Origin of the sequence: Serratia sp. CC22-02 (genome assembly GCF_900182895.1) — a bacterium.
GTDB lineage: Bacteria > Pseudomonadota > Gammaproteobacteria > Enterobacterales > Enterobacteriaceae > Serratia > Serratia nevei.
Genome location: NZ_FXUD01000008.1, coordinates 89726 through 107150, shown reverse-complemented (window position 1 = coordinate 107150; position 17425 = coordinate 89726). Strand labels below are relative to the sequence as shown.

Genomic DNA, 17425 nt, shown 5'->3' with positions numbered 1-17425 from the left:
ATATTCCTGACTTATTCGTTGATGAAAAATAAAGAGTGCGAATGCCATAACAGCCAATCATCCGCATGCCGCCGGAGGGTTCGCTCGACGATCGCCGGCATGGCGCGGCCGACCCGGTCTGCAGCGACCGGCTCTTCGATGTGAATGCGGATGCCGCGATCGAAATAAAGCGAATAGAACACCACCTGAGCCCGTAGCGCCCGGGACAGCCGAACGAGGCCGCTGTGCAAATGCGCCGGCCGGCCGAACAGATGACAGGCCAGTTTGGCCGCAGCATCCTGATTGCTGTGCAGGGTGTAATCTGGCGTGATGTCCGGGAAGAGGATGATGTTGCGCCGATGTTCCGCCGCTTCCAGCATCGCCTGCGATAAGGTGCCGGCGATGTGCCGCGGATCGTCGTGAATCGAGCAATAGTCGAGCTGCTGCCGCCATTCGTCTTCCGATGCTCGCCGCGCAAACGCCTGCACATCGCCGGAAACGATCACCGTGGCTCGTCTGGGATAAACATTCGCACCGACCAGCGTCGCCAACACGTCGGAGACCGTATGCATCGGTGCCAGCAGCACCGGCACGCCCGCGCGATGCAGAGGTTCCACGACCCGATCGAGCTGCGCGGAACAGTGCGCCAAATGCTTCATCAGCGCCGCATTGCGAGCATAGACCGCCGCGAGATCCAGCCACTGCCGCCGCTGCATCAGCCAGGCGAAGTCCAGCTTGCCCTCCCCCAACAGGCTCTGGCGGTTCGCCAGCGCTACCGCATGCCGGTGGCGAAAGCGACGCTGCGGTCTGCTTCCCCTCAACCGCCGGCGCACTTCCAGCCACAGGCGATAATCCACGCGCCGCAGCACAGCACACGTCAGGCGGTTGCCCATCCCGGCCCCCGTTGCCGATAAGCGGGCCATCGCGTCCAGGCCGTTGCGCCAGGCCAAATACCCCCGAACCGCGAGCAGGCGCATCACGGGGCCAGCGGCTTATCGTGCTGCAGCAGCGACAGCAGCTGCCGGCTGAAAGCGGCAAACTCACGATCTTGCAGCGCCAGCCATTTGCGATTGACGATAAAACTGGGGGTCGCGTTGATCTGGTAATAACGGCTCACTGCCGTCATATACGCCAACAGCTCTTTGACCCGCTCTGACTCTCTGGCCTGCTGATAGGCGGCCTCATCGATACCGTTGGCCGTCAGCCAGGCGCTGAGCTGTTTGTCGTCCGCCAGGTTGAGGTTTTCTTTGATAATGGCGCGGTAAGCGGCGGGGCGATGCTGCGCTTCGATCCCCATGATCGTCAGCGTGGCGAACAGGGGCGCAAAGGCCGCCATGCCGGCTTGACTGTCGTCGCTGAGGTGCAAGCGCACCAATTTGGCCCCCGCCGGTAAACTTTTTTCCAGCTCGGCCACGCCGCTTTCGTTGACTTCACAATAGTGGCAGGCATAAGAGAAGACTTCGACAATAGTATTATCGTCTTGCAACGGGCTTTGCTCGATTTTTTCCGGGGCGATAAAGCTCAGGCTTTCTGCCTCCGGCGGTTGCATGACGTAATATTTAAAATAAAAGGCGGTCAGAAAAGAAGAGGAAAAAATAATGACAAGCGTGTAGCTAATGAAAAGCAAGGGACGTTTATACATAACGGACGCATCCTGCGCATATATTAATACTCACCCGGCAGGGTGAATACATGAAAAAGAGTTAATACCGTAAATAATGAGAACGTAAAGATGACTTTTCGCCCGGTATCAGGCGGGCCAGCGCGAACGCTGCCCGCCGACCCACCGCTAATCTAAATGCAGGGGATTAACCCGCCTCAGCTTGGCGTGGTTGGGTTAGACGGGCAGCTTGCTACCGGCGCCGGGTGATAAGTCTTTCTCACACCGCCAAACTTATCGGCACAGGTGGTGACCAGCTGGCAGGTGCGGTTATTGCCGCTGCCCACCCAGGCAAACTCCCTGGTACAAACAAAAGTACCGCCGACGATGTTTCCCGCTTCTGACAGATTGATTTTCTTCATTACAATATCCTTATATATATTAAAATATAAACACACTACCCATTACTCTGTCGGCAGACAGAGCAATTCTTCAATACATTTTAAAACCATCTAACTAATAACAATGAGAGCGCTTCGGGAAAAAGCATAGCCATCCCAAACGAGCAGATCAATACAATTATTTACACTGCAAGAGAAAGTTAATCGAATAAGTAAGCCGTGAACACAGGACTATTCCAATTTAAATTGGTCTAAAAACAAGAAAAGTAGATCAAAGCCTATTAAAGCAAGAAAAACATAAAAGGATATTTCTCAATAAAATGAAAAAACAAATAAGAAAAATTCAGATCTGACCAGTTGGCGACGACGTGCAACACGCTGAAAAGATTGCTTCCTGCCGCGCCGGATTTACACTGGGCAGCAGGACTCTCACTCTACAGGATGCCCATGCTCGCCACTCACGAATACGCCAACGACCTGATTCTGTTCGCCCTGATTGTCGACTGCGGCTCGTTCAGCAAGGCCGCAGAGAGCGCCGGCATCACCAGCTCGGTGATCAGTAAACGCATCGGGCGGCTGGAAAAATCGCTGGGTGCCCGGCTGTTATACCGCACCACCCGCAGCCTGACGCTGACCGAAAGCGGCCAGGCGCTCTACCAGCAGGCCAAAGAGATCGGCGCCAAAGTGCAGGAGGCGCTGTACGCCGTCAGCGAAAAGAGCGAAGAGTTGACCGGCACCATTCGCATGTCGGTGCCGACCATTTCCGGCGAGCTGCTGCTGAGCGAGAGCGTGGCGGAATTTTGCGCTCTGCACCCCAGCCTGAAGGTCGAGATGCGGCTGGAAAACCGCTTTGTCGATCTGGTGGAAGAAGGTATCGATCTGGCGATCCGCACCGGCACCATGCCGGATTCGAGCCTGATTGCCCGGCCGATCTTCGATTCCCGCTGGGTGATCGTCTGCTCGCCGGGGTACCTGGAAAGCCACCCGGAACCGCGTAGCGCCGAAGACCTGCTTGGCCACAACTGCCTGACCTACACCTACCAGGAGAGCGGCACCGCCAACTGGCTGATGAAACGACCGGGACGCAACGAAATCTACGAGCTGCAGGTTAACGGCAACCTGTCGGCCAACAATGCGCGAGCGATCCGCAAAGCGGTGATCGGCGGCCACGGTATCGCCATGGTGCCGCGCTGCATGGTGTATGAAGATTTGCAGGACGGCAAGCTGACCGAGATCTTGGCCGGCCACTGCGGCAAAGTATTGGGCATTTACGCCGTCTATCCTTACACCCGCAATCTGCCGTTAAAAACCCGTCTGCTGATCGAACATATCATCGGTTCCTACCAAAATATCAGCCATTATTTTTGAGTTCCCTGCTCTGATTATTTCCCCGCGGCCGCAAAAAGCCGCGGGGATTACCGCATTTTTGGACATAATCTATTGAACATTACCGCTTAATTAATGTGAACCCACGCATTTATCACACAAAATCGCTTCCTATCAAACTGATTTTAAAGCAGTTAATTTAACCCCTTCTGCCGGCCAGTTTCCCACCGCCGCCGCCGTTCGCCGATGTTAAAAAAATACCGCATGGCATCGTCACCAACGTTGTGATTAGAATGAAAATGTTGCGGTAATTAACCTTTCAGCTACATATCTCTGCCCATAAAAATAATAACCCTGAGGATCTTATGCCCCTGCTTTTCAGTATTGCGCCCATCGTCCTGCTGATTTGGATGATGACCAAAAGGAATGGCGTGCCCTCTTACCTCGCCCTGCCGCTGACGGCCGCCGTGGTGTATGCCGTACAGCTCCTGTGGTTCGATGCCTCGCTGCGGCTGCTGCATGCCAATATCATCACCGCGCTGGTGTCGACGCTGACGCCGATCACCATCATCGCCGGCGCCATCCTGCTCAACAAACTGATGCAGATAAGCGGCGCGGAAAACGTGGTGCGGCGCTGGCTGGAAACCATCAGCCCCAATCCCGTGGCCCAGCTGATGATTATCGGCTGGGCCTTCGCCTTTATGATTGAGGGCGCCAGCGGCTTTGGCACACCGGCCGCCATCGCCGCGCCGATTCTGGTCGGGCTGGGCTTCAACCCGCTGCGCGTCGCCCTGCTGACGCTGGTGATGAACTCGGTACCGGTCTCCTTCGGCGCCGTGGGCACCCCCACCTGGTTCGGCTTTGCCAACCTCGGTCTGTCGGACGCCAGCCTGCTGGAGATCGGCCGGCAGACCGCGCTGATCCACTTTGTCGCCGGCTTCGTCATTCCTCTGCTGGCGCTGCGCTTTATCGTTTCCTGGCAGGATATCCGCCGCAACCTGCCGTTTATCCTGCTCAGCGTGCTGAGTTGCACCGTGCCCTATCTGCTGCTGGCTCAGGTGAACTATGAATTCCCGGCGCTGGTCGGCGGCGCGATCGGCCTGGCGCTCTCGGTACTGTTGGCACGCTGCGGCATCGGCCTCACCCGCAGCGACAAATCGCAGAGCGCCGGGCAGGCGGTGCCGTTCTTACAGGTGGTCAAGGCCATGACCCCGACCCTGCTGCTGATTGCTATTCTGATAGTGACACGCGTCCACCAGCTGGGCCTTAAAGCGCTGCTCAACAACACCGCGCTGCTGTGGCAGGAAAACCTCGGCTGGCTCGGGGAACTGCGCATCAGCCGGGCGCTGATCGTCGAACTGCAGCAGGTGCTGGGTACCTCCGCCGCTGCCGGCTACAAAACGCTGTATGTCCCGGCGCTGATCCCGTTCCTGCTGGTGGTGCTGCTGTGTATTCCTCTGTTCCGCCTGAATGGCGACCAGGTGCGGCAAATGTTCAGCGAAACCGGCGGGCGCGTCGCACGGCCCTTTATCGCCCTGTTCGGCGCGCTGGTGATGGTCAACCTGATGATGCAGGGCGGCGACAACGCGCCGGTGATCCTGATCGGCAAAGCGTTGGCGGCGCTGACCGGCGAGAGCTGGCTGCTGTTCTCGTCGTTCCTCGGCGCGCTGGGCTCGTTCTTCTCCGGTTCCAATACCGTCTCGAACCTGACCTTCGGCGGCATTCAGCAGTCGATCGCCCGGAGCAGCGGCCTTGACGTCAATCTGACGCTGGCCTTGCAGTCCGTCGGCGGCGCCATGGGCAACATGGTGTGCCTGAACAACATTATCGCCGTCTGTTCGATCCTCGGGATCGGCAACGCCGAAGGCAAAATCATCAGAAAGACCGTGCTGCCGATGCTGGCGTACGGCGGGATTGCGGCCGGTATGGCAGCGATCCTCACGCTCTGACTGAACACTCGTTATCGCAAGCAAGACAAGAAGGTAAACACTATGATCATCTCCGCGTCAACCGACTACCGGGCCGCCGCCCAGGCCAAACTGCCACCGTTTCTCTTTCACTACATCGACGGCGGGGCCTACGCGGAGCATACGCTGAAGCGCAATACCGCAGATCTGGCCGATATTGCCTTGCGCCAGCGCGTGCTGCGCAATATGTCCGAACTCAGCCTGGAGACCACGCTGTTCGGCGAGCAGCTGGCGATGCCGGTGGCGCTGGGGCCGGTGGGGTTGACCGGCATGTACGCCCGTCGCGGCGAAGTGCAGGCCGCGCGCGCCGCGGCTAAAAAAGGCATTCCGTTCACGCTGTCCACCGTGTCGGTCTGCCCGATCGAAGAGGTGGCGCCGGCGATCGATCGGCCGATGTGGTTCCAGCTTTACGTGCTGAAAGATCGCGGCTTTATGCGCAATGCGCTGGAGCGCGCCAAGGCCGCCGGCGTGAAAACGCTGGTGTTTACCGTCGACATGCCGGTGCCGGGCGCCCGTTACCGCGACGCCCACTCAGGGATGAGCGGCCCTAACGCCGCGCTGCGCCGCGTGCTGCAGGCGTTTGCCCATCCGCAGTGGGCCTGGGATGTCGGCCTGCTCGGCAAGCCGCACGATCTGGGCAACGTCTCGGCCTACCGCGGCAAACCCACCAGCCTGGAAGACTACATCGGCTGGCTGGGCGCCAACTTCGATCCGTCGATTTCCTGGAAAGATCTGGAGTGGATCCGCGAATTCTGGGACGGCCCGATGATCATCAAAGGCATTCTGGATCCGGAGGACGCCAAAGACGCGGTGCGCTTCGGCGCCGACGGCATCATCGTCTCCAACCACGGCGGCCGCCAGCTGGACGGCGTGCTGTCGACCGCGCGCGCCATGCCGGCGATCGCCGACGCGGTGAAAGGCGACATCACCCTGCTGGCCGACTCCGGCATCCGCAGCGGTCTGGACGTGGTGCGCATGATCGCCCTGGGGGCCGACAGCGTGCTGCTGGGGCGCGCCTTCGTCTATGCGCTGGCGGCGGCCGGCGAAGCCGGGGTGGCTAACTTGCTGGATCTGATCGACAAGGAAATGCGCGTCGCCATGACGCTCACCGGCGCGAAAACCATCGCGGAGATCAACGCCGGATCGCTGGTCAGAAACGCCTGAATCAAAGCGGCTGCACGCCTTCTGGGTAGGCATTGTAGCTCATCTTGCTGATGAAGGCCCCGGCCGGTGACACCAACACCCGGCCGGCGGCGTCCAGCCCGAGGAAGGTACCGGTGCAGCGCCCGGAAATAAAGTCGAAGAAGAACACCGAGCACACCGGGATAATCTTTTCCCGGAAGGTGAACAGGAACATCTCGTCCTCAAACTTGTAGTAGGTGGCGTAGTCCATATCGCCGTGGCCGAATTGCTCGCCGCGCAGGTTTTGCCAGGCATAGCGCTCGGTATTGACGTAGAAGTGTTCGTAATAGTGGTTGGGGCTGTAGACATTCAGCGTACGATAGCCGATCAGCTCGCGGGTCAGATGCGGCGCGACGCCACTCGGCGTGACGCCGACAATCCGGCCGACGTGGAAGCTTTGCTTGAGGCGCGAGCCCTTTTCCACCGTCTGTTCCGGCAACAGCGTGCTGCGCACCAGCAGCGCCCGGCCGCTGTCACGATTGAGTACCAGCGTCAGGCACTCGTTGCCCGGTGACTGCAGCGGAATATTGAAGAAATAGCGTGCGGCGGAGGTTTGCACCTCTTCGTAAGCGTCCTCACCGCTCTCCCCTCCCCAGGCCCACAGCACCCGTTGCCGATCGGCACTGAAGCGCAGCGTGATTTCCCCGTCGTTGTCAAAGGCGATCTGCAGCGTTTTGCCCCGCCAGTCCTGGGTGCCCGGCAGGCGGTTAGTGTCGATACCGCGCGCGAAATCGTCGTAATTCTTCCAGTCCGGCTCGGCATTTTGATTCAGTACGGATTGTTCAGCTGACATCTTCGCTCTCCTTGATTTAATGGGATGAAAACCGCCTCAAACGTCGGCGACGCCCGCCGGTTTCACCGCTCTGCGGCTCACCACCGCGGGGGCGGTTTCATCGAGAAAACAACTCAGTACGCCGGCACACACGGCGCCGGCTGCCGCCAGCCACATCACGCTGACCAGCCCGTAGCGATCGGCGATCAGCCCGGCGATAAACGGCGCCAGACAGCCGCCAATCACCTCACCAATCCCCATCACCAGCCCCAACGCGGTCGCGATGCGGGCCGGCGACACCGTTTCCGACGGGATGGTGGCCATAAACAGCGTGAAGCAGCCAAGGCCGGTATAAGACAGGAACACCAGCACGCCCAGCAGCCACGGGTTATCGACGTAGCTCAGGAACAGCGGGCAGCACACCGCCAGCAGCGAAAAGAAGATCAGCGTCGGCTTGCGGCCGAGGCGATCGGAAATCGCCGGCACCGCCACGCCCCAGAACACCCAGGCGGCGCCGATGGCGCTCATGATGCCGCCCATCGTGCCTTCGCCGAAGCCGCGGTCGGTCACCAAAAAGTTGGGGGTGAAGGTAATGATGATCATGAACCAGGTGACGAACACGCAGGAGATCAGAATGCACAGCGCTACATTCTTGATTTTAAACAGCTCGCCGTAAGCGGCTTTGTTCGCCGCCTTGCCGGCCGCCGGCGCGGCGCTGAAAGCGGGATCCTTCTTGCCGTTCACATAGCGATAGATCAGCCACGCCAGAATGATGCCCGGCACGGCGGTCAGATGAAACGCCATGCTCCAGCCCCATTTCTGTGCCAGATAGATGATCAGCGGCGGCGCGATAATGCCGCCCAGCAGCCCCGGCGCCGCCCCCTGGATCAGCCCCATGTTGAAGCCACGGCGCTGCGGCTGCGATTTTTCCACCATCAGCGATTGCGCGATCGGCAGCACCGGCCCTTCGGCGATCCCCATCAGCGCGCGGAAGATCAATAACATGGCAAAGCCGCTGACCAGCCCCGACAGCGCGGAGAACAGCGAAAACACCAGGATCGACAGGATCAGCATCGGTTTACGGATATTGAAGCGATCGGCAATCGCCCCCAGCCCCGCCCCGGACAGCGCCCAGGTCAATGCCAGCACCGCCGACAGCGTGCCAAGATGCACGTTGCTCAGCTTCAAATCGGCGGCGATCATCGGAAACAGGAAAGAGATAGTCAGGCGATCGACGAACACGCAGCCGAACACGAAGAATAAAATAATCAGCAATCGGTTCTCTTCGCTCAATCGCGAGCGCTGCCCTGGCGAGTTATTCATAGCGTCATTGGTCCATAAGTTAACTTATGAATGGCGAGCGGCCATGGCATAAGTCGATTAAGCGCGCAGCCAAGAGAAACATTGGCCATCGGTCACGATAACAACTCATTAATATGTTAACGATATAAACTTATCTCAAGTAACGGGCATGTCAAACGGCCGTTGAAAACGACGACGGGGTGGCAAATCAGGTATTTTTCACAGAGCGCGAATGACATGAAAATAAACCAACATTATGTTTTTAATGATTTAAATAAAATTACCCGGCACTTTTTACTTTTATCGAAAAAGCCAAAACACCGTGATTTATAAACAGGTTAATAAATAAAACTTAACCTTACCTTATAAATTGACGCTATTTCCCTTTTCATCGGCCGCATTGCCCCACCCGCTTTATTATTTGAATCCGTTTGCTTTATCGCGGTTATGGCGCGAACGATTAACTCCATTGTGTTAATCAATAATCACGTCATGACATTATCAATGCTGAATAATAATAAAAGCGTAGGCCGTGACAGGAATCACAAACAGAACGCCCTTTAACGCCCTGTGAATGGGTTATTACCGGCGCGGCTAGCTTATGCCAACTCGATCCAACCCCGGATGAAAAAACGGCGGCATGATAAGCGGCAGGTAACCAGCAAGGAGATGAACATGACGACAGCACTGACAAAAGCCGGTTTCTGGCGCAAAACGGCCGACTCTTCATCGCTGCGTGAGCCACGCGTGCTGATTCGGGTCTACGTTGGCGAAGGCGAAATCGATCGCACCATCGCGTTTTACGAGCAGCTGCACGGCGTAACGGCGGACATGCGCTTCGATTTTCCCGAGCATCGGCTGGTACTGGCGGCGGTGGGGCCGTTTCTGATCCTGGAGGGGGCGGAAGAGCAGTTGCGCCCTTTCCGCAGCACCGTCGGCACGCTGCTGGTCGATGACATTTATCCCTATCACCAGCGGCTGCTGGCCGCCGGAGCAGAGATTTTCTTCGGCCCGGTGGAGGTGCCCACCGGCGCCTGTTTCAATGCGCGCCTGCCGGACGGCACGACTGTCGAGTACGTGCATCACCGGCCGCGCGCAGACGAATAAACCGCCTCAGGGCAGCACCGGCTTCATAGCGTAACGGCACAGATCCTTGCGCAGGCTGACCATGTACAGCACGATCACCGCCGAGAACGGCAGGCCGCACAGTACCACCGCGGTCTGCATCGCGCTGAAACTGCCGGCGTACAGCAACCCGGCGCACACCAGCGTGGTGACCGCCGCCCAGAACACCCGCAGCCAGGCCGGCGCGTCATCATGGGCGGAACCGCCCTGGCAGGAGAGGTTCGCTATCATCAGCGTGCCAGAATCGACCGGCGTCAGGAACAGCACGAAGCTTATCACCACCACAAAGCCGGCGGTCAGCTGGGTATAGGGCAAGTATTCGAACAGCTTGAACACCGCCATCGGCGGATCGCTTTGCGCCACCTGCCCCAGGATCGCCTGCCCGCCTTCCAGCACCAGGCTGATGGCGGTATTGCCGAAGATGGACAGCCACGCCAGCGTGAAGCCCAGCGGGATCAGCAGCACGCCGAAAATCAATTCGCGAATGGTGCGCCCTTTGGAAATGCGCGCGATGAACAGCCCGACGAACGGCGCCCACGCCACCCACCAGGCCCAGTAGAACAGCGTCCAGGCGCCCTGCCACTGGCGCGCCTTGCCGTACAGATACATATCGAAGCTGCGGCTGACCAGCGAGGTCAGATAATCGCCGAGGTTCTGCAACATGCCGTTCAGCAGATTCAGCGTCGGCCCGGCCAGAAACACGAACAGCAGCAGCAGGCACAGGAAGCCGACGTTGATGTTCGACAACATGGCGATGCCCTTCTCGACGCCGGTGACCGCCGCCAGCGTGGCCACCACCATCATCACCACGATCAGGGCCAGCAGCACGCCGGTGCTTTGCGGAATATCGAATAGATAAAACAGCCCCGAGTTCACCAGCAGCGCACCGATCCCCAGGTTGGTTACCATCGAGATCACCGTCACCAGAATGCCGAAACTGTCCACCAGATGACCGACGCCGCCGTGGATGCGTTCACCGAAGATCGGGTATAACGCAGAGCGCAGCGCCAGCGGCAGGCCGCGACAATAGGCGAAATAGGCCAGCGCGGTGGCGATCAGCGCATACAGCGCCCAGCCGTGCAGCCCCCAGTGCAAAAAGGTCAGCGCCATCGCCTGTCGCGCCGCCTGCACGGTGCCGCCGCTGCCTTCCGGTGGCGACAGGAAGTGATCCAGCGGTTCATAAGCTCCGTAGTACACCAGCGCAATGCCGATGCCCGACGAGAACAGCATCGCCACCCACGAGGGATAGCTGAACTGCGGCGGCTCGTCATCCTGGCTGAGGCGAATATGGCCGAAGCGCGACAGCGCCAGCCAGAAGACGAATGCCATACAGGCGACCATCAACAGCATGTAGTACCAACCGAACACGTCGGCGACCCAGCTTTGCGCGGCGTTCAGCCACAGTTTGCTGGCGGAGGGAAACAGCACGACCAGCGATCCCAGCAGCAGGATCACCGCCGCCGAGCCGAAAAATACCGGAGCATTCAATCTGACAGGTTCTTCGTCAAGCGATGGAGGAGTTTTTGTTGTCATTGGCAGGCTTCCATGTTGCGAAAGACAGACGATTTCAATGCAACCTTCAGTTAACATTTTATCGTCATTTATTTGACATTTTTGCAGCATATAGAGTATTGATTGACCGTTCAATCAATCAAATCCAAAGTGTGATTGGCCTATCAGTTGGGGAAAATATGTACCGCAGAGATATTCCGGAGCAGCGTAAGGAGCAGCTGATTAACGCCGCCTTCGAGACCATTAACGTCGTCGGGCTGGCCGGCGTCACCCTGTCTCAGGTGGCGAAAGAAGCCGGGCTGTCGACCGGCATCGTCAGCCACTATTTTGGCGATAAAGAGGGGTTGCTGAGCGCCACCATGCGCAAAATCCTGCGCGATCTGCGCGACGCAGTGGCCGAATGCCGCGCGCAGGCGGCGAGCGACAGCCAGTCACAGCTGTTCGCCATTATCCAGGGCAACTTCCATCCCAGCCAAACCAACGCCGTGTCCATGCGCGCCTGGCTCGACTTCTGGGCCGCCAGCATGCACCAGCCGGTGCTGCGCCGCCTGCAGCGCGCCAACGATCGGCGACTCTATTCCAACATTTGCTGCCAGTTCCGCCGCGAGCTGCCGCTGCGGCAGGCGCGTGATGCCGCGCGCGGGCTGGCGGCAATGATCGATGGGCTCTGGCTGCGCGGCAGCCTGGCCGGCGACGAGACAGACCTGAAGCAGGACTGCCGCATCGCCTGCGACTACGTGGCACAGCGGCTCAATGCCGCGCAGCCGCTGGGGTGAACGCCCTCGTCAGCGCGATTCCTGCTCTTCGCTGTACTGGGTTTGCCACATCGCGGCGTAGCGGCCGTTCGCGGCCAGCAGCGCCTCGTGCCCCCCGCGCTCGACGATCGCCCCCGCCTCCAGCACGATGATCTCATCGGCGTCCACCACGGTGGAGAGCCGGTGGGCGATCACCAGCGTGGTGTGGTTGCGGCTCACCTCGCGCAGGTGCCCCTGGATTTCGCGTTCGGTCTGGGTATCCAGCGCGCTGGTCGCCTCGTCGAACACCAGGATGGCCGGATTTTTCAGAATGGTGCGCGCGATCGCCACCCGCTGCTTTTCACCACCTGACAGCTTCAGCCCGCGCTCGCCCACCCGGGTGTCGTAACCGTCGGGCAGACCGACGATAAAATCATGGATATGCGCCAGCCGCGCCGCCCGCTCGATTTCTTCATCGCTGGAGCCGGTTTTGCCGTAGCCGATATTGTAGCGCAGCGTATCGTTGAACAGCACCGTATCCTGCGGCACGATGCCGATCGCCTGCCGCAGGCTGGCCTGGGTCAGTTGGCGAATGTCCTGGCCGTCGAGGGTAATGGCGCCGCTCTGCACGTCGTAGAAGCGAAACAGCAGGCGCGACAGCGTGGACTTGCCCGCGCCGGAGGCGCCGACCACCGCCACCGTGTGGCCCGCCGGAATGGTAAAACTCACCTGCTTGAGGATCGGCCGGCGCGTGTCGTAACCGAAGCTGACCGCATCGAACCGCACTTCGCCGCGATCGAGGCGCAGCGGCTGCGCATCCGGGCTATCGACGATTTCACGCTTTTCCTGCAGCAGATCGAACATGTTCTCCATGTCGATCAGCGCCTGGCGCACCTCGGAATAAATAAAGCCGAAGAAGTTCAGCGGCTGATACAGCTGCAGCAGGTAGGCGTTGACCAGCACGAAGTCGCCGACCGTCATCGTCCCCTGCGTAATGCCCTGCGCCGCCATGGCCATCATCACGATCAGTCCGATCGAAATAATGGAGGTTTGCCCCAGGTTGATCGCCGTAAAACTGAATTGGTTCTTGATGGCCGCGTATTCGTACAGCCGGCGCGACAGGTCGAAACGCTCGGCTTCGAATTCTTCATTGCCGAAGTACTTTACGGTCTCATAGTTCAGCAGGCTGTCGATGGATTTGCTGTTGGCGTCGGCGTTGGCCTTGTTGAGCTCGCGGCGAAAGCGGGTGCGCCAGCTGACCGCCAGTACGGTAAACAGGATGTAGCAGCCGACCGTCGTCAGGATCGCCAGCGCGAACCAGCCGTTCAGCATATGCCACATGATCGCCGTGACCAGCGAGAGCTCGAACAGGATCGGCACGATGGAGAACAACAAGCGCGACAGCACCGTGGACACCGCCTGGGTGCCGCGCTCGATGGACAACGACAGCCCGCCGGTCTGGCGCTCCAGATGGAAGCGCAGACTCAGCGCATGCAGCTGGCGAAACACCCGCACGCCCAGCAGGCGCGTGGCGTTCTGGCTGACGTGGATGAACATCACGTTGCGCAGTTCCTCAAACAGCGCGCCGCCCACCCGCGCCACGCCGTAGGCGACGATCAGCCCCAGCGGCACCGCCAGCATTTTCGCCGTCTCGCCGCTCAGCGCATCGACCATCGCTTTGTAGGCCAGCGGCACCAGCGTGGTGCTGACCTTGGCCGCCACCATGAACACGAAGGCCACCACCAGATACCCCCGCAGGCGCGGGTTGTCTTTCGGCCACAGGTAGGGCAGCAGGAATTTCAGCAAACGGGAACGATCCATCATGTAATATTCATCTTCTCGGTCGGGATCGCGGCACACGGCCGCGCGGGGGTTATGAGTTTGGCCTGGCCGGCGGCAAACGCCGCAGCCATCCCGTTGTCCTGCGGCGGCAACTCAGCATCATCCGTCAGGAGAAGCGGCGGCGGCTCGGGCAAAGTTCAGGCATGGAGGAGACAATCACATGACCCAGACGTATGCAAAGCGCTTTGCGCAGGTCTTTGACTATATCGATCGCCACCTGGACGAGGCGCTCACCGTCGAAAAACTGAGCGAAGTGGCCCACTTTTCGCGCTTTCACTTTCAACGCCAGTTTAGCGCGTATTGCGGCATCTCGGTGTGGCGTTATATCCAGTGGATGAGGCTCAAACGCGCCTCGTACCGCCTGGCGTATAACCCGCTGGAGCCGGTGATTGACATCGCGCTGGACGCCGGTTTTCAAAACCCGGAGTCCTTCAGCCGCGCCTTCAAACAGGCGTTCAGCCAAACGCCAAGCCAGTTTCGCAAACGGCCGGCCTGGATCGATTGGCAGCAGCGCTTTCCCGAGCCGAAACACAAAAGGAAACAACCCATGAAGGTAGACATTGTCGACTTCCCGGCCACGCCGGTGGCGATGATCGAACATCGCGGCCCGTCCGCGCTGGTCAACGAAACCGCCGCGCGCTTTATCGAATGGCGCAAAACCAGCGGCCTGTCGCCGGTCAGAAGCAGCCGTACTTTCGGCATCGCACCGCACGATCCGGCCACCACCGAAGCGCAGGACTTCCGCTTCTTCATTTGCGGCGAGGTTACTGCACCGATCCCCGAGGACAACGCCTTCGGCGTGGTGAACAGCACGCTGCCGGCCGGGCGCTGCGCGCTGCTGCGCCATCACGGCTCGCTGGATGGGCTCTCGGAAAGTGCCCATTATCTGTACCGCGAGTGGTTGCCGGCCAGCGGCGAGGAACTGCGCGATTTTCCGCTCTATTTCCACTACCACAACTTCGTGCACGAAGTGGCGGAATATGAACTGGTGACCGATCTTTACCTGCCGCTGAAGTAACTGACATCTGGCTCCGCAAGGAGCCAGATTGACGTTAACAGGACGGCGACGAACCTTGCGGCGGCAGATAGCGCTGCGGATCGAGCGCGGTCGCGCGGTAGCGGATCTGGAAGTGCAGGAACACCGAATCGGTGCCGGTGCTGCCCATGGTGCCGATCTTCTGCCCCGCCTTCACATCCTGGCCGTTGCGCACCAGCGTGGTGTCGTTGTGCGCATAGGCGGTAATAAAGTCTTCGCCGTGCTTAATCATGATCAGGTTGCCGTAGCCGCGCAGCTGGTTGCCGACGTACACCACTTTGCCCTTGGCGGAAGCGTAGATCGGCTGGCCGCGTTTGCCGGCGATGTCGATGCCCTTGTTGCCGCCATCTGAATTGGAGTAGGCCTGCACGATCCGGCCGCTGGTCGGCCAACGCCAACAGCGGGCAGCGCCCGGCGGCGGCGTTTGCTTGGCGATCGCGGCGGAAGAAGAAGAGGTTTTACGGCGCGTGGCGGCGGTTTTGGTCGGTGCGCTGCCGCTCAGCCGCAGTTTCTGCCCCACTTCCAGGCTATAGGGCGGGCGTATCTTGTTGATTCTGGCGAGATCGCTGACTTCGCTGTCGGTGATCCAGGCAATGTAGTACAGCGTATCGCCCCGTTTGACGGTGTAGGACTTGCCGGTGTAGCTGCCCTTCGGCAGTTTGTCGTAATCGCGGTTGTAGGTGTTTTTACCCGAACACCCGGCCAACAACAGCCCCAATGTCAGACACACCGCGATGCGGCGCCACCCAGCCCATTTGCTTCCTGTGCTCAAATCCAGTCCTCAGTCGTCGTTTCGGTTCTGATACGCGTCAGCCGCACAGTGTAACATTTGCGCCGGGTCAGTCAAAAACCCCCAGACGGTCTATGCTAAACAGGTAAGGATGACTGATTAATTACCCAACGACGAAATGGAGTACTGTCATGTTGAACCTCGACCGCAATAATCTGCCCCTCCTGAGCGAAGAACTGCTCAAAAAGCAACGCACCACCCTGCTGATCATCGCCTTCCTGCTGCTGGCGGGCGGGATACTGTGCCTGGTCAATCCTTTCGCCTCCGGCGCAGCGCTGAGCATCGTGGTCGGCATCCTGCTGCTGTTGAGCGGCGCCGGGCTGATTATCGCCATGATCGCTAACCGGGCACAGAATACCTGGCCGATGATCGGCGGCATTTTGCTGGGCGTGGCCTACCTGATTATCGGCTATGTGTTCATCACCAGTCCGCTGGCGGGCATTCTGGCACTGGCGGTGTACCTCGCCGTGCTGTTCGCGCTTGGCGGCATCGCTCGCCTGGCAGCGGGCTACATGCGCCGCGGGCTGCCGGGCAACTGGCTGCAGTTCGTTATCGGCGTGCTCGATTTGATCATCGCCTGGATGCTGATCGGCTCAGGCCCGGCGGCATCGGTCACGCTGGTGACGGCCATCGTCGGCATCGAGATGCTGGTCAGCTCCTTTGCGCTGTTCCAGGCGGCGAATCTGTTTAAACGCGCCTGACGCTACCGGCCCGCCGCCGCGGGCCTCATCGCTTTCGTTGTTTCCAGACAAAACAAGGCGATACCCCCTCTGCTTGTCCGTGGTTATCTTCATCGGTAAGTGCCAATATAGGCGCAGACAAGGGAGCTGAAACCGATGACAACCCATTCCAACCCGTTGAACTCGCGGGAAGTCTGCCTGCAATTACGCCACTTCAATCAGGTAATCGGGCAACAATGCCGCAATATGGCGCGCCAAAAAACCACCTGCCCATGCTGCCTGACGGACATTGCCACCGGCTGCGACGCCGGTATCAAACTATGCGGGCAACAGTTAGCCAAACCCAGCCCGCAAACCCCGTTATTCCAGCAGATTCGTAACTTGCTGCTCGATCTGCGCGCCGAAGCGAAAGGGGTTCGCCGAATCGAGACGCTTAATCGCACCAACAACGAAATATCCTGGCTGTTGCGCGAGCTGTATTTCGAGACGTTCTGACCCCGCCTTTGTCGGGGCAGCTAAAGCGCCAGACTGTAGTAATGTTCTTCCTTTTCAATCTTGCCGGTAAAGCGAAAGCCGAAGGTGAGATACAGGCTTTTGGCGACGAGATTATGTTCATCAATCATTAGCGTCACCTGCTCTATGCCGTGCAACCTAAAATCCGCGAGTATCGCGGCGAAGCTCTCACGCCCCAATCCCTGCCCCATAAACTTATGGTCAAGCATATAGCGACACAGCTCGGCCTCATGTGGGTTATGCGGCCAGCACTTGTACATGAAAAAACCGATGAGCTCGCCGTCGCGGTAAAGCGCGCGGGGCTGGCATTCCGGAAAAAACGCCGCCTCGGAAATAGAGATGGCGTTACAGCAAATAAACGCCTCGAACACGGTGCCAACGCCGTCTTGATTCGACGTCAGTTCGCACACGTCAAACAGGTTATCGCGGTTAATCTCGCGTATTTCAATCATAACGGTATCCCAGTAGAAGTAAGCGGCGAACTCCAGCATTCACCCTGGCGCTAACCATTGCTCTGCAGTCAGCTCGCTACTTTAACGCATCGCCGCCGGCATACAACGCTCCCACTGTTCACCCCACTTTACGACCGCCGTCACACCTCACCACCGCCAAATTGCGTTGGTTATAGAGTCGTCTACAATTCAATCGAATTACCCCCTACAAC

The 17425-nt window shown here is 59.2% G+C and carries 17 protein-coding genes; 8 read left to right on the top strand and 9 right to left on the bottom strand.

Features of this window, described 5'->3' with window-relative positions:
• Positions 1-11 precede the first annotated feature (11 nt).
• The 3 genes from QOL81_RS21785 to QOL81_RS21775 all read right to left on the bottom strand — a co-directional run bounded on the left by QOL81_RS21785 (position 12) and on the right by QOL81_RS21775 (position 2001).
• Complete coding sequence (locus tag QOL81_RS21785; RefSeq protein ID WP_060422935.1) at positions 12-956, bottom strand: lysophospholipid acyltransferase family protein; 945 nt, start codon at positions 954-956, stop codon at positions 12-14.
• Entirely contained in the window at positions 956-1621 is a 666-nt protein-coding gene (locus QOL81_RS21780) for a DsbA family protein (protein WP_060422932.1), read from the bottom strand. The genes QOL81_RS21785 and QOL81_RS21780 overlap by 1 nt, the downstream gene beginning before the upstream one ends.
• A gap of 176 nt (positions 1622-1797) precedes the next feature.
• Complete coding sequence (locus tag QOL81_RS21775; protein WP_072265485.1) at positions 1798-2001, bottom strand: DUF4762 family protein; 204 nt, start codon at positions 1999-2001, stop codon at positions 1798-1800.
• A 426-nt stretch (positions 2002-2427) separates the two neighbouring features.
• Here QOL81_RS21775 and QOL81_RS21770 point away from each other — a divergent pair, with 426 nt between their 5' ends.
• From QOL81_RS21770 to lldD, 3 genes are all read left to right on the top strand, one after another.
• Positions 2428-3348 carry a LysR family transcriptional regulator gene (locus QOL81_RS21770; RefSeq protein ID WP_033649471.1) on the top strand — a complete coding sequence of 307 codons (921 nt, stop codon included), beginning with the start codon at positions 2428-2430 and terminating at the stop codon, positions 3346-3348.
• A 323-nt stretch (positions 3349-3671) separates the two neighbouring features.
• Positions 3672-5255: an L-lactate permease gene (locus tag QOL81_RS21765; RefSeq protein WP_060422929.1), complete on the top strand. Its 1584-nt coding sequence runs from the start codon at positions 3672-3674 to the stop codon at positions 5253-5255.
• A gap of 42 nt (positions 5256-5297) precedes the next feature.
• Complete coding sequence (gene lldD, locus QOL81_RS21760) at positions 5298-6437, top strand: FMN-dependent L-lactate dehydrogenase LldD (RefSeq protein ID WP_047570674.1); 1140 nt, start codon at positions 5298-5300, stop codon at positions 6435-6437.
• Between the two features lies 1 nt (position 6438).
• On the opposite strand, the gene QOL81_RS21755 is transcribed toward lldD, so the two are convergent.
• A complete protein-coding gene (locus tag QOL81_RS21755; RefSeq protein ID WP_049273488.1) occupies positions 6439-7248 on the bottom strand; it encodes a MoaF C-terminal domain-containing protein in 810 nt (269 codons plus the stop codon).
• Positions 7249-7284: 36 nt separating this feature from the next.
• A complete protein-coding gene (locus QOL81_RS21750; protein WP_283440024.1) occupies positions 7285-8550 on the bottom strand; it encodes an MFS transporter in 1266 nt (421 codons plus the stop codon).
• Positions 8551-9204: 654 nt separating this feature from the next.
• Between QOL81_RS21750 and QOL81_RS21745 the strand changes: the two genes are divergently transcribed.
• Entirely contained in the window at positions 9205-9636 is a 432-nt protein-coding gene (locus QOL81_RS21745; protein ID WP_048234779.1) for a VOC family protein, read from the top strand.
• Between the two features lie 6 nt (positions 9637-9642).
• On the opposite strand, the gene QOL81_RS21740 is transcribed toward QOL81_RS21745, so the two are convergent.
• The gene (locus QOL81_RS21740) at positions 9643-11187 is read right to left on the bottom strand and encodes a BCCT family transporter (protein ID WP_060422926.1); all 1545 of its coding nucleotides are present in this window, start codon (positions 11185-11187) and stop codon (positions 9643-9645) included.
• 158 nt (positions 11188-11345) lie between these two features.
• On the opposite strand from QOL81_RS21740, the gene betI reads away from it, so the two are divergent.
• Positions 11346-11942 carry a transcriptional regulator BetI gene (gene betI / locus QOL81_RS21735; RefSeq protein WP_060441322.1) on the top strand — a complete coding sequence of 199 codons (597 nt, stop codon included), beginning with the start codon at positions 11346-11348 and terminating at the stop codon, positions 11940-11942.
• Positions 11943-11951: 9 nt separating this feature from the next.
• Here the strand turns inward: betI and QOL81_RS21730 are convergent, their stop codons facing one another.
• Positions 11952-13721: an ABCB family ABC transporter ATP-binding protein/permease gene (locus QOL81_RS21730; protein WP_060423122.1), complete on the bottom strand. Its 1770-nt coding sequence runs from the start codon at positions 13719-13721 to the stop codon at positions 11952-11954.
• A 181-nt stretch (positions 13722-13902) separates the two neighbouring features.
• On the opposite strand from QOL81_RS21730, the gene QOL81_RS21725 reads away from it, so the two are divergent.
• Complete coding sequence (locus QOL81_RS21725; protein ID WP_047729951.1) at positions 13903-14760, top strand: AraC family transcriptional regulator; 858 nt, start codon at positions 13903-13905, stop codon at positions 14758-14760.
• A gap of 34 nt (positions 14761-14794) precedes the next feature.
• Here the strand turns inward: QOL81_RS21725 and actS are convergent, their stop codons facing one another.
• Positions 14795-15550, bottom strand: a complete 756-nt coding sequence (gene actS, locus QOL81_RS21720) for an amidase activator ActS (RefSeq protein WP_048234629.1) — start codon at positions 15548-15550, stop codon at positions 14795-14797.
• Between the two features lie 149 nt (positions 15551-15699).
• Here actS and QOL81_RS21715 point away from each other — a divergent pair, with 149 nt between their 5' ends.
• On the top strand, positions 15700-16269 hold the full coding sequence (locus tag QOL81_RS21715) for an HdeD family acid-resistance protein (RefSeq protein ID WP_033644791.1): 570 nt from the start codon (positions 15700-15702) through the stop codon (positions 16267-16269).
• Between the two features lie 135 nt (positions 16270-16404).
• Positions 16405-16743 carry a hypothetical protein gene (locus QOL81_RS21710; RefSeq protein WP_049194795.1) on the top strand — a complete coding sequence of 113 codons (339 nt, stop codon included), beginning with the start codon at positions 16405-16407 and terminating at the stop codon, positions 16741-16743.
• Positions 16744-16763: 20 nt separating this feature from the next.
• Here QOL81_RS21710 and QOL81_RS21705 read toward each other — a convergent pair whose 3' ends face one another.
• A complete protein-coding gene (locus QOL81_RS21705) occupies positions 16764-17213 on the bottom strand; it encodes a GNAT family N-acetyltransferase (RefSeq protein WP_185741753.1) in 450 nt (149 codons plus the stop codon).
• Positions 17214-17425 lie beyond the last annotated feature (212 nt).

Bases quoted from the DNA above. Each gene is read 5' to 3' on its own strand.
- QOL81_RS21785 (WP_060422935.1), bottom strand. From the start codon at position 956: ATGCGCCTGCTCGCGGTTCGGGGGTATTTGGCCTGGCGCAACGGCCTG.
- QOL81_RS21780 (WP_060422932.1), bottom strand. From the start codon at position 1,621: ATGTATAAACGTCCCTTGCTTTTCATTAGCTACACGCTTGTCATTATT.
- QOL81_RS21775 (WP_072265485.1), bottom strand. From the start codon at position 2,001: ATGAAGAAAATCAATCTGTCAGAAGCGGGAAACATCGTCGGCGGTACT.
- QOL81_RS21770 (WP_033649471.1), top strand. From the start codon at position 2,428: ATGCTCGCCACTCACGAATACGCCAACGACCTGATTCTGTTCGCCCTG.
- QOL81_RS21765 (WP_060422929.1), top strand. From the start codon at position 3,672: ATGCCCCTGCTTTTCAGTATTGCGCCCATCGTCCTGCTGATTTGGATG.
- lldD (WP_047570674.1), top strand. From the start codon at position 5,298: ATGATCATCTCCGCGTCAACCGACTACCGGGCCGCCGCCCAGGCCAAA.
- QOL81_RS21755 (WP_049273488.1), bottom strand. From the start codon at position 7,248: ATGTCAGCTGAACAATCCGTACTGAATCAAAATGCCGAGCCGGACTGG.
- QOL81_RS21750 (WP_283440024.1), bottom strand. From the start codon at position 8,550: ATGAATAACTCGCCAGGGCAGCGCTCGCGATTGAGCGAAGAGAACCGA.
- QOL81_RS21745 (WP_048234779.1), top strand. From the start codon at position 9,205: ATGACGACAGCACTGACAAAAGCCGGTTTCTGGCGCAAAACGGCCGAC.
- QOL81_RS21740 (WP_060422926.1), bottom strand. From the start codon at position 11,187: ATGACAACAAAAACTCCTCCATCGCTTGACGAAGAACCTGTCAGATTG.
- betI (WP_060441322.1), top strand. From the start codon at position 11,346: ATGTACCGCAGAGATATTCCGGAGCAGCGTAAGGAGCAGCTGATTAAC.
- QOL81_RS21730 (WP_060423122.1), bottom strand. From the start codon at position 13,721: ATGGATCGTTCCCGTTTGCTGAAATTCCTGCTGCCCTACCTGTGGCCG.
- QOL81_RS21725 (WP_047729951.1), top strand. From the start codon at position 13,903: ATGACCCAGACGTATGCAAAGCGCTTTGCGCAGGTCTTTGACTATATC.
- QOL81_RS21715 (WP_033644791.1), top strand. From the start codon at position 15,700: ATGTTGAACCTCGACCGCAATAATCTGCCCCTCCTGAGCGAAGAACTG.
- QOL81_RS21710 (WP_049194795.1), top strand. From the start codon at position 16,405: ATGACAACCCATTCCAACCCGTTGAACTCGCGGGAAGTCTGCCTGCAA.
- QOL81_RS21705 (WP_185741753.1), bottom strand. From the start codon at position 17,213: ATGATTGAAATACGCGAGATTAACCGCGATAACCTGTTTGACGTGTGC.